This window comes from Phenylobacterium sp., from assembly GCF_035539035.1.
Taxonomy (GTDB): Bacteria; Pseudomonadota; Alphaproteobacteria; order Caulobacterales; family Caulobacteraceae; genus Phenylobacterium.
Genome location: NZ_DATLJI010000010.1, coordinates 22,925 through 35,763, shown reverse-complemented (window position 1 = coordinate 35,763; position 12,839 = coordinate 22,925). Strand labels below are relative to the sequence as shown.

Below are 12,839 nucleotides of genomic sequence, written 5' to 3'. Positions count from 1 at the left end.
GCCGATGAAGGACCTCAACAGCCTGATGAAGCAGGCGCAGCAGATGCAGCAGAAGCTGGCGGACGCCCAGGCCAGGCTGGCGGAGCTCTCGGTGGAGGGGACCTCCGGCGGCGGCATGGTCAAGGTGACGCTGAAGGGCTCGGGCGAACTGGCCCGCGTCGACCTCGACGAGAGCCTGATGCAGCCGGGCGAGGGCGAGGTGGTCTCCGACCTGATCGTCGCGGCCCACGCCGACGCCAAGCGCAAGCTGGACGCGCAGCAGGCCGAGATGATGCGCGAGGCCGCGGGCCCCCTGGCCGGCATGGGCCTGCCGGGCATGCCGAAGTTCTGATTTGGCGAGTTCGGCCGGACCCGAGATCGAGCGGCTCATCGGCCTGCTCGCCAAGCTGCCGGGGCTCGGGCCCCGGTCGGCCCGGCGCGCGGCGCTCGCCCTGCTCAAGCGGCGCGAGCAGCTGCTCAATCCGCTGGCCGACGCGCTTGCCGAGGCGGCCCGGCGGGTGCGGACCTGCCAGGTCTGCGGCAGCCTCGACACCCAGGACCCCTGCGCCATCTGTTCTGACCCGCAGCGCGACGCCTCGCTGATCTGCGTGGTGGAGGAGGTGGGCGCGCTCTGGGCCATGGAGCGGGCGGGCGCCTTCCGCGGTCGCTACCACGTGCTGGGCGGCCTGCTCTCGGCGCTGGACGGGGTGGGGCCGGACGCCCTGCGCGTGGGGCCGCTGGTCGCCCGGGCGGCGGAGGGCGGGGTGCGCGAGGTGATCCTGGCCCTGCCGGCCACGGTCGATGGCCAGACCACCGCCCACTACCTGGCCGACCGGCTGGCCGGGGCCGACGTCAGCGTGACCATGCTGGCCCGCGGCGTGCCGGTGGGCGGCGACCTCGACTGGCTCGACGACGGCACCATCGCCCAGGCCATGCGGGCGCGGCGCCCGGCCTAGGCTTTTCCGCTAATCCCCGCGAAAGCGGGGATGAGCGGTGTTTTGGCTGATAGCCCCGACTCAGCGTTCGCGGTAAGAACGCAGCATGAACGCCGCCATCCTCGCCGCCGTCGTCTTCGCCCTGCTGGCCGCGGGCGCCGTCGCCTGGGCGCTGAAGGAGCGGCTGCGGGCGAGCCTCGCCGAAGGACGGCTGCGGATGCTGGAGGAGCAGTCGGGGGCGCAGGCCGAGTACCTGAAGGCCCAGGCCGCCCAATCCGCGAGCGCCGTGGCCGAGGCGCTGGTCAGGCAGACGGAGGAGACCTTCCGGAACCGCGAGCAGCTCGCCCAGGCGCGCATCGAGGCCCAGCTGAAGCCGGTGGCCGAGACCCTGCAGAAGTTCCAGGAGCAGGTGGCGGCGGTGGAGAAGCAGCGCGCCGAGGACACCGGCGGGCTGAAGGCGCAGATCACCGCCCTGATGCAGGCCTCCACCGCCACCCAGGAGGAGGCCCGCAAGCTGTCGGCGGCGCTGCGGCGCGGGGCCGGCGTGCAGGGGCGTTGGGGCGAGCAGACCCTGCGCAACGTGCTGGAGGCGGCGGGGCTTTCCAACCGCTACGACTTCGAGGAACAGGCCTCCACCGACACCGAGGAGGGCCGCCGGCGTCCCGATGTGACCATACGGCTGCCCGGCGGCGGCGTGTTCGTGATCGACGCCAAGTGCTCGCTGAACGCCTTCCTCGAGCTGCAGGAGGCGGCCGACGACGCCGCCCGCGAGGCCTGCGGCCTGCGCCACGTGCAGAGCGTGCGCGGCCACATCGCCGGGCTCTCGGCGAAGGCCTACTGGGACCAGTTCGAGAACTCGCCCGACTTCGTGGCCATGTTCGTGCCGCTGGATAGCGCCATGGCCGCGGCGCTGGACCGGGCGCCGGACCTGATGACCGAGGCGATGGACCGCCGGGTGGTCATCGTAACGCCCACCACCCTGTTCGCGCTGTGCAAGGCGGTGAGCTACGGCTGGCGCGTGGAGGAGCAGGCGGCCAACGCCCGCAAGATCGCCGACCTCGGCCGCGAGCTCTACAAGCGGATCGCCGTGATGGGCGCGCACGCGGGCTCGGTGGGCAAGGCCCTGGAGGCGGCGGTCTCCCGCTACAACCAGTTCGTGGGCTCACTGGAGACCCAGGTGCTCACCCAGGCCCGCCGCTTCGAGGACCTGAAGGTCGACCACGAGGGCAAGGAAGTGCCGCAGCTCGAGCCGCTGGAAAGCGCCGTCCGCCCGCTCGCCAAGCTCGGCATGGCCGAGGCGCCGACCGTGCGGCTGGTGGCCGGCGAGGAGGCCTGAGGCCATCGGCCGCCACCTTGACGCTCGCGCCTAGGGAACCTACCTCGCACGCCATGGCCATCCGCGAAATCCTCGTCGTTCCGCATCCGATCCTGAAGCAGGTGTCGCAGCCCGTCGAACGAGTCGACGACGAGCTGCGCGCGCTCATGGACGACATGCTGGAGACCATGTACGACGCGCCGGGCATCGGCCTGGCGGCGATCCAGATCGGCGTGCCCAAGCGGGTGATCGTCATGGACCTCGCCCGCGCCGACGAGGACAAGCAGCCGCGCTACTTCGTCAATCCGGAGATCCTGTGGGCCTCGGAGGAGACCCAGCCCTACGAGGAGGGCTGCCTCTCGGTGCCGGAATACTACGACGAGGTGGAGCGCCCCGCGCGGGTGAAGCTGCGCTACCTCAACTACCAGGGCGAGCAGGTGGAGGAGGACGCCGAGGGCCTCTTCGCCGTCTGCATCCAGCACGAGATGGACCACCTGGAAGGCGTGCTGTTCATCGACCACCTGTCGCGCCTGAAGCGCGAGCAGGCTGTGAAGAAGGTCAAGAAGATGGTGAAGGCGGCCTGACCACCGCTCATCCCGGCGAAAGCCGGACCCAAACGGCCTTACCGAGAAGTCCGGCAACTCAGCTTTCACCCCGGCTTTCGCCGGGCTGAGCGGGACATGCCGACTACTTCTTCTGCGCCGCCGCGCCGTCGGCCGGCGTGTCCTCATCGGCGGCGTCCTTGATGGCCGAGCCCATCTCGCCCAGCGCCTCGCGGGCCTTGCCGGCCGCCTCCTTCACCTCGGGATCGGAGGTGATCTCCTTCAGCTCCTCGCCGGCCTTGTCGAGGTTGACCTCCATCTCGTTGCCGACCTCGACGGCGTTCTCCTTGACCGTGGAGGCGGCCTGGTTGGCTTCCGCCTGGGCCTTGTCCTGCTCGCCCTGGCTGCAGGCGGCGAGCGCCAGCGCAAAGCCGATGGCGGCGGCGGAGACGATGGTTCGCATTTGACGGCTCCCTTCGATCGGCCGTGCAACGGCCGCGCTTGGACCTAAGTTCCCTTGGAGGGCCGCGGCGGCTAAACCCCGCCCATGCGCCTCGCCTTCCTGGGAACGCCCGACTTCTCCGTAGCCGCCCTCGCCGCCCTGGTCGACGCCGGGCACGAGATCGCCTGCGTCTATTCCCAGCCGCCGGCGCCGCGCGGGCGGGGCCAGACCCTGCAGCCCTCGCCGGTGCACGCCTTCGCGCAGGCGCGCGGCATCCCCGTGCGTACGCCGGCCTCGATGCGCGATCCCGCCGAGATCGAGGCCTTCCGGGCGCTGGACCTGGACGCTGCCGTGGTCGTGGCCTTCGGCCAGATCCTGCCGGGCGCCGTGCTGGAGGCGCCGCGGCTGGGCTCCTACAACGTGCACGCCTCCCTGCTGCCGCGCTGGCGGGGCGCCGCCCCCATCCAGCGGGCGATCATGGCCGGCGACAAGGTGACGGGCGTGCAGGTCATGCGCATGACAGAGGGCCTGGACGAGGGTCCGGTGCTGGCCACCGCCACGGTGCGGATCGACGCCCAGGACACCGCCGCCACCCTGCACGACCGGCTGGCCGCGGCGGGCGCCGAGCTGATCGCGCGCACCCTGCCCTCCATCGAGGACGGGACCGCCGTGGCGGTCCCCCAGGCCGAGGACGGCGTCACCTACGCCAAGAAGATCCGGCCGAAGGAAGCCCGGATCGACTGGGGCAAGCCCGGCGCCGAGGTGGACCGCAAGATCCGCGGCCTGTCGCCCTTCCCGGGCGCCTGGTTCCTGCTGCCGACCGACAAGGGACCGGTGCGGGTGAAGGCCCTGCTCTCGGCCTACGAGGAGGCCGACGGCGCGCCCGGCGCGGTGCTGGACGACCGCCTGCTGGTGGCCTGTGGCGAGGGGGCGGTCAGGCTGCTGCGCGTGCAGCGCGAGGGCCGCGGGCCGCAGGACGCCGAGGTCTTCCTGAACGGCACGCCCGTGGCGGCCGGGACCGTGCTCGGCTGATGCCCCGCTACCGGCTCCTCATCGAGTACGACGGCCGGCCGTTCCACGGCTTCCAGGCCCAGGCCAGCCTGCCGTCGGTGCAGGGGGCCATCGAGCGGGCGGTGAAGGCCTTCTGCGGCGAGACCCTGCGGCTGCAGGCGGCCGGCCGCACCGACACCGGCGTCCACGCCACCGGCCAGGTGGTGCACATCGACCTGGAGAAGGACTGGCCGGCCGAGACGGTGCGCAATGCGCTGAACTTCCACCTGATCCCGGATCCGGTGGCGGTGCTGGAGGCGAGCGTCGCGGTGGGCGACTGGCACGCCCGGTTCTCCGCCAGGGAGCGGCGCTACCTCTACCGGATCCTCAACCGCATCGGCCCGCCGGCCCTGGACCGCGGACGGGTCTGGCACGTGAAGAAGCCGCTGGACGCGGACGCCATGCACGCCGCCGCCCAGGTGCTGGTCGGCCACCACGACTTCACCACCTTCCGCGACCTGGGCTGCCAGGCGAAGAGCCCGATGAAGACGCTCGACGTCGCGGCGGTGCGGCGGGAGGGGGATCACGTCCTGCTGGAGTTCGCCTCGCGCAGCTTCCTGCACCGGCAGGTGCGCTCCATGACGGGCAGCCTGGCGCAGGTCGGGCTGGGCCGCTGGACGGCGGACGACCTGAAGGCGGCGCTGGAGGCGCGCGACCGGCGGGCCTGCGGGCCTGTGGCGCCGGCGGATGGTCTGTATCTGACCTACGTGGGCTACTGACCCTACACCGTGAGCGGGATTATGTGGCGAACCGCTCGAAGTACCGCCGGATCAGGGCTTCGTAGACGGCCTGGAGCTGGCGGATTTCCTCCACGGGGGCGCGTTCGTCGACCTGGTGCATGGTGCGGCCGACGAGGCCCACCTCGACCACCGGGCAGAGCGCGCGGATGAAACGGGCGTCGGAGGTGCCGCCGGAGGTGGAGAGCTCGGGCGGGCGGCCGGACGCCTCCTCGACGGCGGCGGCGACCACCTCGGTGAACGGGCCAGGTTCGGTGAGGAAGGCCTCGCCGCTGATCTGCGGGGTGACGGTCACCTTGCCGCGGAAGCCTTCGGCGGCCTTCTCGGCCTCGGCGGCGATCCAGTCGGCGAGCGCCTGCCCGGTGTGGCTGGGGTTGAAGCGGATGTTCAAACGGGCTCTGGCGACGCCAGGGATCACGTTGGTCGCCGAGTTGGGAACGTCGATCCAGGTGACCTCGAGGTTGGAGGGCTGGAACTCCGGATAACCCTCATCCAGCACCCGGTCCTGCAGGGCGGCCAGCAGGCGGATCAGCACCGGCGTGGGGTTGGCGGCCCGGTGCGGGTAGGCCACGTGGCCCTGGACCCCCTCCACCGTGATCTCGACGTTGATCGAGCCGCGGCGGCCGACCTTGACCATGTCGCCGAAGGACTCGGCCGAGGTGGGCTCGCCCACCACGCAGTGGTCGATGGCCTCGCCCTCGGCCATCAGGGCCTCGACCACCTTCTTGGTGCCGTCGAGGGCCACGCCCTCCTCGTCGCCGGTGATCAGGAAGGAGAGCGAGCCCGTGACCTCGCCGGCCGCGATGGCCTTGGCGGCGGCGGCGGCGAAGGCGGCGATGGCGCTCTTCATGTCCACGGCGCCCCGGCCGATCAGCACCCCGTCCACCACCTCGGCGGCGAAGGCGTCCTTGGACCAGGCGGCGGCGTCGCCCACCGGCACCACGTCGGTGTGGCCGGCGAAGCAGAGGTTCGGCTGGGCGGTCCCGTAGCGGGCGTAGAGGTTCTCGATCTCGCCGAACCGCATGCGCCGGCAGGCGAAGCCCAGGCCCTCCAGGGTCTGCTGCACGACGTCCATGGCCCCGGCGTCGGCGGGGGTGACCGAGGGGCGGCGGATCAGGTCGCGGGTGAGCTCGAGGGCGTCGATCATGCGAGCGCCTTACCACGATGTGTCATCCCGGAAAGCGCGAAGCGCTTGTCCGGGACCTATGCGCGCCTCATTTCGGAAGGATCCACCGTCGAGCCACGCCCGGTGAGACGGTGCGTATGGGTCCCGGTCTTCGGCTGCGCCGAAACCGGGATGACACTGAAGGGGAGGGAGCCATGCCGAAGATCGACATCGCGGCGCAGGCGGTGCGTACCGGGTGCAGCTATCCGCATCCGTTCAAGGAGATCTGCCTGGGGTCGACTTGGCGCAGGCTCGGGGACGCGGCGGGGCTGACGGACTTCGGCGTCAACCTGGTGCGCCTGCCGCCGGGCAAGTGGTCGAGCCAGCGCCACTGGCACACCGCCGAGGACGAGTTCGTCTGGATCCTGGAGGGCGAGGTGGTGCTGGTCGAGGACGACGGCGACCAGGTGCTCCGGCCCGGCGACTTCGCGGCGTGGAAGGCGGGCGAGCCGAACGGCCACCACCTGCAGAACCGCTCCGACCGCGACGCCGTCTACCTGGAGGTGGGCTCGCGTAAGCCGGAGACCGACGATTGCGACTATCCCGACATCGACATGGTCACCTGCCGCGAGGGCTACTGCCACCGCGACGGGACGCCCTATCCGGAGGACTAGGGGAGCCCTCCTCCTCGATGGAGGAGGGTTGGGTGGTGGTGCGGGCGCCGAGCTGACGCATGTGGCGCGGGTGGGCGCCGGCGCCCGAGGACGCCCGTCCCGTCATCACCCTGCACTCACCACCATCCCTACCCTTCCTCCATCGAGGAGGAAGGGGTGTCCTTTCGGCAGACGCCTTCTACTGGCCGCTGAAGACGTGGATCAGGCGGGCGACGGCGGGGAGCATGAGGGCGCCCAGCAGGCAGGGGAAGATGAACAGGATGAGCGGGACGGTGAGCTTCGCCGAGAGGGCGAGCGCCTTCTCCTCGGCCCGTAGCATCCGCTTGGCGCGCATGTCGGCCGAGAACACCGAGAGGGTCTCCCCCAGGCTGGTGCCCATCTCCTCCGCCTGGCGCAGCATGGTGGCGAGCGAGCGGGCGTCGTCGATGCCCAGGCGGTCAGCGAAGGCGCTCCAGGCGTCCTTGCGGGCCCGGCCGGCGCGCAACTCCAGCACCAGGAAGCGCAGGTGGATCGTGAGGTTCGGGTAGCGCCGGGCGAGCTCCTCGGTGACCCGGGTGACCGCGGCGTCGAGGCTGAGGCCCGCCTCGACTGAGGCGACCAGCAGGTCGAGGAGGTCAGGGAAGCCGTCGGCGTATTCGCGTTCGCGCGATCCTTTGCGCGACTTCAGGACCTGTTCGGGCCCCATGATCGCCAGGCCGGCCAGGACGCAGGCGACGATCAGCCCGCCCATGCCGGCCTTGCCGCCGACGATCATCGGCAGGGTGAGCACGACGCCGACGGTGGCGACGACCAGGGCCGCGGCCTTGACGCCCAGGTAGATGACGGGCGCCTCGCGGTTGTAGAAGCCGGCCTGCATCAGGCGGGTGCGCAGCAGGGACAGCTTGGCCGGGTCGCGCACGGCGCTCTGCTGTCCGAGCCGGCGGACGGTGTCGATCACCTGGCCGCCGATGGCGCCGGCGGTCTTCGGCGGAACGACGGCGGGTCCGCCCCCGGCCGCGGCCGGGGTCATCCGCAGGCGGCGCACGGCGCGCAGGCGGAACTCGGTGGCCGCGATCCAGGCCGCCCCGCCCATGGCGGCCAGCACCAGGACGAGGCCGGCGATCCAGACGAGGTTCTGAAGCTGAAGGAGGGTCATGAGCCTAGAGCCGCATGTCGATCATGCGCCGCATGACCATGTTGCCGATGAACATCCAGACGCCGAGGATCCCCAGGCCGATCTGCACGAACCGCTCGTGGATCACGTCGCCGTAGAAGTTGGGCGAGGTGATCACGATGAAGCCGATGGCGATGAACGGGGCGAGCGTCAGGATCATCGCCGAGGCGCGGCCCTCCGAGGATGCGGCCTTGATCTTCAGGCGCATCTTGTGGCGCTCACGCACGGTGCTGGCGTTGAGCTTGAGGAGGCCGGTGAGATTGCCGCCGGCGCGCTCCTGCAGGCGCACCGTGGCGGCGAACAGGTCGACGTCCGGGTGCTGGCAGCGCTCGGCCATCCGCTCGATGGCCTGCTCCATTGTCGCGCCATAGGAGATCTCGTCGGCGGCCATGCCGAATTCCGAGCCGATCGGATCGAGCATTTCGCGGCCGACGAGGGCGATGGCGGTGGGGACCGGGTGACCGGCCTCCAGCGAGCGGACGATGATCTCCAGCGCCTGGGGCAGCTGGAAGCCGAGCTTCTTGGCGCGGTCGGCGGCCATGTACTTGAGGTAGAAGATCGGCCCGCCGAGGCCCACCAGCAGGGCCACCGGCAGCGCCAGCAGCACGGTCTTGGTGAGGACCGCCACGCAGAGGCCGGCGGTGATCCCGGCCGTGGCGGCCATCATGATCCACTTGCGCGGCTCGTACTTGACCCCTGAGGCGACGATCAGGTCCGAGAGCCACTTCAGGCGCTCGCCCTTCTTGCCCTCGGCGTTGAGGCCGCGCTGCTTGCGCAGCTCCATGACCAGGGCGGAGACCCCGTCGACCTTCTCGGCCACCTTCAGGCGCGCGTTCAGCTTGCGCTTCTGGGTGGCCACGCTGAGGAGGCCGATCGCCGCCTGGGCGGCGGTGAAGACCGCGGCGAAGACGAGGATCAGGAAGGCGATCTGGGCGATGCTCATGCCGGCCCCCTCACGCCTGGCCCAGGACCCGGCTGGGGTCGAAGTTGGCGACGTCATAGGGAATGCCGCGGCGGGTCATCTCGTCGAGGCAGCGCGGGCGCAGGCCCGAAGCGCGGAACTCGCCGTGCACCGTGCCGTCGGGCGCGGTGTGGGTGCGCACGAAGGTGAAGATGTCCTGCATCTGCACGACATTGCCCTCCATGCCGACGATCTCGGTGACGTAGGTCAGCTTCCGTTTGCCGTCGGGCAGGCGCATCACCTGGACGATCAGGCCGATGGCCGAGGCGATCTGCTGGCGCATGGCGTCCGGGCTGATGTTCATGCCGCCCATGGCGACCATCTGCTCCAGGCGGCCGATGGCCTCGCGCGGGTTGTTGGCGTGGATGGTGGCCATGGAGCCTTCGTGGCCCGTGTTCATGGCCTGCAGCATGTCGAAGGCCTCTTCGGAGCGGACCTCGCCCAGGATCACCCGGTCGGGACGCATCCGGAGCGCATTCTTCACCAGCTCGCGCTGGCGGATCTCGCCCTTTCCCTCGATGTTGGGCGGCCGGGTCTCCATGCGCACCACGTGCGGCTGCTGGAGCTGCAACTCGGCGGCGTCCTCGATGGTGATCAGGCGCTCGCCCTCGCTGATGGCGGCCGACAGCGCGTTGAGCAGCGTCGTCTTCCCCGAGCCCGTGCCACCGGAGATGACGGTGGAGACCCGCGCCTTCACCGCCCCGTGCAGGAAGTCGGCGACGGCGGTCGGCATGGCGCCCACGGCCACCAGCTTCTCCAGCGTCAGCGGCTTCTTGGAGAACTTCCGGATCGAGACCGCCGCGCCGTCGATGGCGATCGGCGCGATGGCGGCGTTCACCCGGCTGCCGTCGGCCAGGCGGGCGTCGACCATGGGCTGGCTCTCGTCGATCCGGCGGCCGACGCCGGCGACGATGCGGTTCACGATGCGCAGCAGGTGGTCGTTGTCGCGGAAGTGGACGGGGGTGAGCTCCAGCTCGCCCTGCCGCTCCACATAGATCTGGAACGGGCCGTTGATCAGGATGTCGTTGATCGTCTCGTCCTTGAGCAGCGGCTCGATGGGGCCCAGGCCCACCATCTCGTCGTAGATCGAGGCGCCCAGCTCCTCGAGCTCGGCGGTGTTCAGCGCCATGCGCTCGGCGCGCGCGAAGTCGGCGGTGAGCTTCATCACCTCGCGGCGCAGGTCGGCTTCCGAAAGCTTGTCGAGCTTGGCGAGGTCGAGTTCGTCGATCAGGCGCGCGTGCAGGCGAAGCCGCATGTCGAGGCGGCCGTCGCGGGCCGGCAGGACCGAGCTGGCTGCGGGCTTGGCCTTGGCCGGCTGGGGCTCGGCGGCCGACTTCGGCGCAGGGGCCGGGGCGGCGGCGACGGGCGCCGCTTCCGGTTCAGGCTTGGCGGCGGGCGCGCGGGCGAGGCTGAAGCGGCCCATCAGGCGGCCTTCCTGCCGGGGGCTTCCTTGCGGGCGGGCTCCGCCGCCAGGCGCTCGACGAGGGTCTGGACGTCCTTGACGATCTTGGACTTGGGCCGGTGCTGCGCGATCGGTCCGCCGAGGTTGGCGGAGGCCGCGGCGGCCTCCCAGTCGGAGCTGATGCCGGCGTCGGCCTTGCGGCCGAGCGCGCGCTCCGCCTCGGACATGGAGGGCGCGGGGCCGAACATGCGGCTGGCCAGGCGGTTGAGCACGATGCGCGGCTTGGACGCGGGACCCAGCGCCTCCTCGATCTCGTCGGCCAGCGAACGGGCGGCCAGCAGGGCCGGCACGGTGAGCTCGGACACCACCAGGATCTCATCGCAGCCGGAGAGGGCCTCGAGCGTCCAGGCGCGACGGTGGCGGGGGATGTCGAGGATCACCCACTCGTAGCACTCGCAGGCGACCTCCAGGATACGCAGCACCGCCTCGCGGCTGATGGCGTCGAAGGCGTTGGGCTCGCGCACGCCGGCCAGCAAGTCGAGCTCCTTGGTCACCGGGGTGACGAAGGCCTGCAGCATGGCCGCGTCGATGCGGTCGGCGGCCGGGCCGAAGTCCGCGAGCCGCATGGCCGGCTGGGCGCCCAGGTAGGCGGCGGCCGCGCCGTCGGCGAGGTTGAGGTCGATCAGGCAAACGCTCTTGTCCTTGCCCGCCCGGGCGGCGAGCGCGGTGGCGGTCTCGACGGCGAGCGTCGTGGCGCCCGAGCCGCCCACGGCGCCGGTGATCGCCCAGCAGCGCGAGGACGCGGCCGAGGGCGTGTTCGCCTGGGCCGGCGCGCCGGCGGCCATCAGGCCGGCGACGGCCTGGGCCACCTGGTCGGGCGTGAAGGGCGCCTCGAGCACGTCGGAGCGCTCCAGGCGGAGCAGGTTGCGGACCACGGTGGTGGGCAGGCGCTCGCCGACCAGCAGGACGGCGGGCGCGGCCGGGGACGCCGATAGCGTTTGCAGGGCCTGGGCGAGCGCCGGCGCCTCCCAGGCGTCGGCGTCGACCAGCACGAGGTCGCAGGAGGTGGAGCGGGCGCCGGCCAGGCGGTCGAGGCCGGCCTCCTCCCAGGCGAAGCCGGCGAGCGGCCCCTGGGCGAGGGGGGCGAGCGAGTCGCCGAGCGCGAGCACGCGGCGGCCGGTCGTCGGAGCACTCATGGCGCTGGTCTTGGACTTGGGCTTCAGCATCTCACTTGCCTTTCCGCGCCGGGTTGCGCGTCAGCGGCTTGTCGAGCGCCTTCCCCATCAGGATCAGGTCGATGGAGCTGGGATCGGACCCGCCCACGGTGGCTGCATGGCCGGCCGTCACGTCGGTGGCGGTGGCGAGCCTCGGGGTGACCACGATGACCAGCTCGGTCTCGTTGCGCTTCCAGCGGCTGGAGCGGAACAGGGCCGAGAGCACCGGGATGTCGCCCAGCACCGGGAACTGGCGGATCATGTTCTGGTAGTCGTTCTGCAGCAGCCCCGCGACCGCGAAGGAGTCGCCGCTCTTCAACTCCACGGTGGTGGAGGTGCGCCGGGTGATCAGGCCGGGCACGCTGATACCGTTGACGCGCAGGGCGTTGGCCGGGTCGAGCTGGCTGACCTCGGGGGCGACGACCAGCTTGATCAGGCCGTTGTCCTGGACGAAGGGCTGGAAGTCGAGCTTCACGCCGTAGGTGCGGAACTCGAGCGTGATCTTGTCGAGGTCCTGCGGCACCGGATAGGGGAACTCGCCGCCGGCCAGGAAGCTGGCCTTCTCGCCAGAGACAGCGACCAGGTTGGGCCGGGCCAGCGTGCGGATGACGCCCTTCTCCTCCAGCGCCTGCAGCTCAAGGTCGAAGCTCACCGAGCCCGAGCGGCCGGAGATCTGCAGCACCCCGTTGGGGGCGCTGTTGCCCAGCACGCCGTTGCCATAGCCGAAGGTGAAGTCGTTGCCGCGGATCAGGCCGGAGAGGCCGAAGTCCTGCAGGGCCGAGCGGGTGGCCTCCAGCACGCGCACCTCCAGGACCACCTGCTGGGCGGCCTGGACGGTGAGGGTGGAGGTGACGGCGTCCGGCGCATAGCGGTCGGCCAGCGTCTTGGCCCGGGCGGCCACGGAGGGCGTGGAGACCAGGCCGGTGAGCAGCAGGCCCTCGCCCAGCGTCTGGACGCGGACGTCCTCGCCCGGGAGGGCGCGGCGCAGGTCGTCTTCCAGCGCGGCGGCGTCGTAGCCCACGCGGACGTCGATGACCTCCTTCAGCCGGCCGCCGGGGCCGTAGACCAGGAGGTTGGTCGAGCCGTACTCGCGGCCGCGGACGTAGAAGCTGTGGTCGGTGGTGGCGACGATCTCGGCGGTGTCCGGCTGGGCCACCACGATCTTCGAGGCCGGCGCGTCCAGGCGGAACGACAGCGACTTGTCGCGCGGGACGTGGATGACGCGGCTCGGCGCCGACTCCGACGGGAAGACGTCGGCGGCGGCGGGGGCGGCGGCCAGCAGGGCGAGCGTGGCGGCGAAGGCGCCGGCGAGCGTGCGGGACATGGGGGT

At 71.4% G+C, this 12,839-nt stretch carries 14 protein-coding genes; 7 read left to right on the top strand and 7 right to left on the bottom strand.

What is annotated here, in order from left to right; all coding sequences use genetic code 11:
• Nucleotides 1–4 precede the first annotated feature (4 nt).
• From VM685_RS03325 to def, 4 genes are all read left to right on the top strand, one after another.
• Nucleotides 5–331 carry a YbaB/EbfC family nucleoid-associated protein gene (locus VM685_RS03325; RefSeq protein ID WP_325458696.1) on the top strand — a complete coding sequence of 109 codons (327 nt, stop codon included), beginning with the start codon at nt 5–7 and terminating at the stop codon, nt 329–331.
• Between the two features lies 1 nt (nt 332).
• Nucleotides 333–935 carry a recombination mediator RecR gene (recR, locus tag VM685_RS03320; RefSeq protein ID WP_325458695.1) on the top strand — a complete coding sequence of 201 codons (603 nt, stop codon included), beginning with the start codon at nt 333–335 and terminating at the stop codon, nt 933–935.
• A gap of 85 nt (nt 936–1,020) precedes the next feature.
• A complete protein-coding gene (locus VM685_RS03315; RefSeq protein WP_325458694.1) occupies nt 1,021–2,250 on the top strand; it encodes a DNA recombination protein RmuC in 1,230 nt (409 codons plus the stop codon).
• 53 nt (nt 2,251–2,303) lie between these two features.
• A complete protein-coding gene (gene def, locus VM685_RS03310) occupies nt 2,304–2,813 on the top strand; it encodes a peptide deformylase (protein ID WP_325458693.1) in 510 nt (169 codons plus the stop codon).
• Nucleotides 2,814–2,916: 103 nt separating this feature from the next.
• Here the strand turns inward: def and VM685_RS03305 are convergent, their stop codons facing one another.
• Nucleotides 2,917–3,234, bottom strand: a complete 318-nt coding sequence (locus VM685_RS03305; RefSeq protein ID WP_325458692.1) for a hypothetical protein — start codon at nt 3,232–3,234, stop codon at nt 2,917–2,919.
• Between the two features lie 84 nt (nt 3,235–3,318).
• On the opposite strand from VM685_RS03305, the gene fmt reads away from it, so the two are divergent.
• Both fmt and truA read left to right on the top strand, forming a co-directional pair.
• Nucleotides 3,319–4,245: a methionyl-tRNA formyltransferase gene (gene fmt / locus VM685_RS03300; RefSeq protein ID WP_325458691.1), complete on the top strand. Its 927-nt coding sequence runs from the start codon at nt 3,319–3,321 to the stop codon at nt 4,243–4,245.
• Nucleotides 4,245–4,982: a tRNA pseudouridine(38-40) synthase TruA gene (gene truA, locus VM685_RS03295; RefSeq protein ID WP_325458690.1), complete on the top strand. Its 738-nt coding sequence runs from the start codon at nt 4,245–4,247 to the stop codon at nt 4,980–4,982. The genes fmt and truA overlap by 1 nt, the downstream gene beginning before the upstream one ends.
• A gap of 19 nt (nt 4,983–5,001) precedes the next feature.
• On the opposite strand, the gene dapE is transcribed toward truA, so the two are convergent.
• The gene (gene dapE / locus VM685_RS03290; RefSeq protein ID WP_325458689.1) at nt 5,002–6,147 is read right to left on the bottom strand and encodes a succinyl-diaminopimelate desuccinylase; all 1,146 of its coding nucleotides are present in this window, start codon (nt 6,145–6,147) and stop codon (nt 5,002–5,004) included.
• A 173-nt stretch (nt 6,148–6,320) separates the two neighbouring features.
• Between dapE and VM685_RS03285 the strand changes: the two genes are divergently transcribed.
• On the top strand, nt 6,321–6,779 hold the full coding sequence (locus VM685_RS03285; RefSeq protein ID WP_325458688.1) for a cupin domain-containing protein: 459 nt from the start codon (nt 6,321–6,323) through the stop codon (nt 6,777–6,779).
• 178 nt (nt 6,780–6,957) lie between these two features.
• Here VM685_RS03285 and VM685_RS03280 read toward each other — a convergent pair whose 3' ends face one another.
• From VM685_RS03280 to VM685_RS03260, 5 genes are read right to left on the bottom strand one after another with little or no spacing between them, the layout of a single operon-like run.
• Entirely contained in the window at nt 6,958–7,914 is a 957-nt protein-coding gene (locus VM685_RS03280; RefSeq protein ID WP_325458687.1) for a type II secretion system F family protein, read from the bottom strand.
• Between the two features lie 4 nt (nt 7,915–7,918).
• On the bottom strand, nt 7,919–8,875 hold the full coding sequence (locus tag VM685_RS03275) for a type II secretion system F family protein (protein ID WP_325458686.1): 957 nt from the start codon (nt 8,873–8,875) through the stop codon (nt 7,919–7,921).
• Between the two features lie 10 nt (nt 8,876–8,885).
• Entirely contained in the window at nt 8,886–10,316 is a 1,431-nt protein-coding gene (locus tag VM685_RS03270) for a CpaF family protein (RefSeq protein WP_325458685.1), read from the bottom strand.
• Nucleotides 10,316–11,521 carry an AAA family ATPase gene (locus VM685_RS03265; RefSeq protein WP_325458684.1) on the bottom strand — a complete coding sequence of 402 codons (1,206 nt, stop codon included), beginning with the start codon at nt 11,519–11,521 and terminating at the stop codon, nt 10,316–10,318. Before VM685_RS03265 ends, VM685_RS03270 begins: the two co-directional genes overlap by 1 nt.
• A 1-nt stretch (nt 11,522) precedes the next feature.
• On the bottom strand, nt 11,523–12,833 hold the full coding sequence (locus VM685_RS03260) for a type II and III secretion system protein family protein (protein ID WP_325458683.1): 1,311 nt from the start codon (nt 12,831–12,833) through the stop codon (nt 11,523–11,525).
• Nucleotides 12,834–12,839: the final 6 nt, after the last annotated feature.

Excerpts from the sequence above, each read along its gene's own strand:
- VM685_RS03260 (WP_325458683.1), bottom strand. The coding sequence starts at position 12,833 with ATGTCCCGCACGCTCGCCGGCGCCTTCGCCGCCACGCTCGCCCTGCTG.
- VM685_RS03265 (WP_325458684.1), bottom strand. The coding sequence starts at position 11,521 with ATGCTGAAGCCCAAGTCCAAGACCAGCGCCATGAGTGCTCCGACGACC.
- VM685_RS03285 (WP_325458688.1), top strand. The coding sequence starts at position 6,321 with ATGCCGAAGATCGACATCGCGGCGCAGGCGGTGCGTACCGGGTGCAGC.
- VM685_RS03270 (WP_325458685.1), bottom strand. The coding sequence starts at position 10,316 with ATGGGCCGCTTCAGCCTCGCCCGCGCGCCCGCCGCCAAGCCTGAACCG.
- VM685_RS03275 (WP_325458686.1), bottom strand. The coding sequence starts at position 8,875 with ATGAGCATCGCCCAGATCGCCTTCCTGATCCTCGTCTTCGCCGCGGTC.
- VM685_RS03315 (WP_325458694.1), top strand. The coding sequence starts at position 1,021 with ATGAACGCCGCCATCCTCGCCGCCGTCGTCTTCGCCCTGCTGGCCGCG.
- VM685_RS03305 (WP_325458692.1), bottom strand. The coding sequence starts at position 3,234 with ATGCGAACCATCGTCTCCGCCGCCGCCATCGGCTTTGCGCTGGCGCTC.
- VM685_RS03325 (WP_325458696.1), top strand. The coding sequence starts at position 5 with ATGAAGGACCTCAACAGCCTGATGAAGCAGGCGCAGCAGATGCAGCAG.
- dapE (WP_325458689.1), bottom strand. The coding sequence starts at position 6,147 with ATGATCGACGCCCTCGAGCTCACCCGCGACCTGATCCGCCGCCCCTCG.
- def (WP_325458693.1), top strand. The coding sequence starts at position 2,304 with ATGGCCATCCGCGAAATCCTCGTCGTTCCGCATCCGATCCTGAAGCAG.
- fmt (WP_325458691.1), top strand. The coding sequence starts at position 3,319 with ATGCGCCTCGCCTTCCTGGGAACGCCCGACTTCTCCGTAGCCGCCCTC.
- VM685_RS03280 (WP_325458687.1), bottom strand. The coding sequence starts at position 7,914 with ATGACCCTCCTTCAGCTTCAGAACCTCGTCTGGATCGCCGGCCTCGTC.
- truA (WP_325458690.1), top strand. The coding sequence starts at position 4,245 with ATGCCCCGCTACCGGCTCCTCATCGAGTACGACGGCCGGCCGTTCCAC.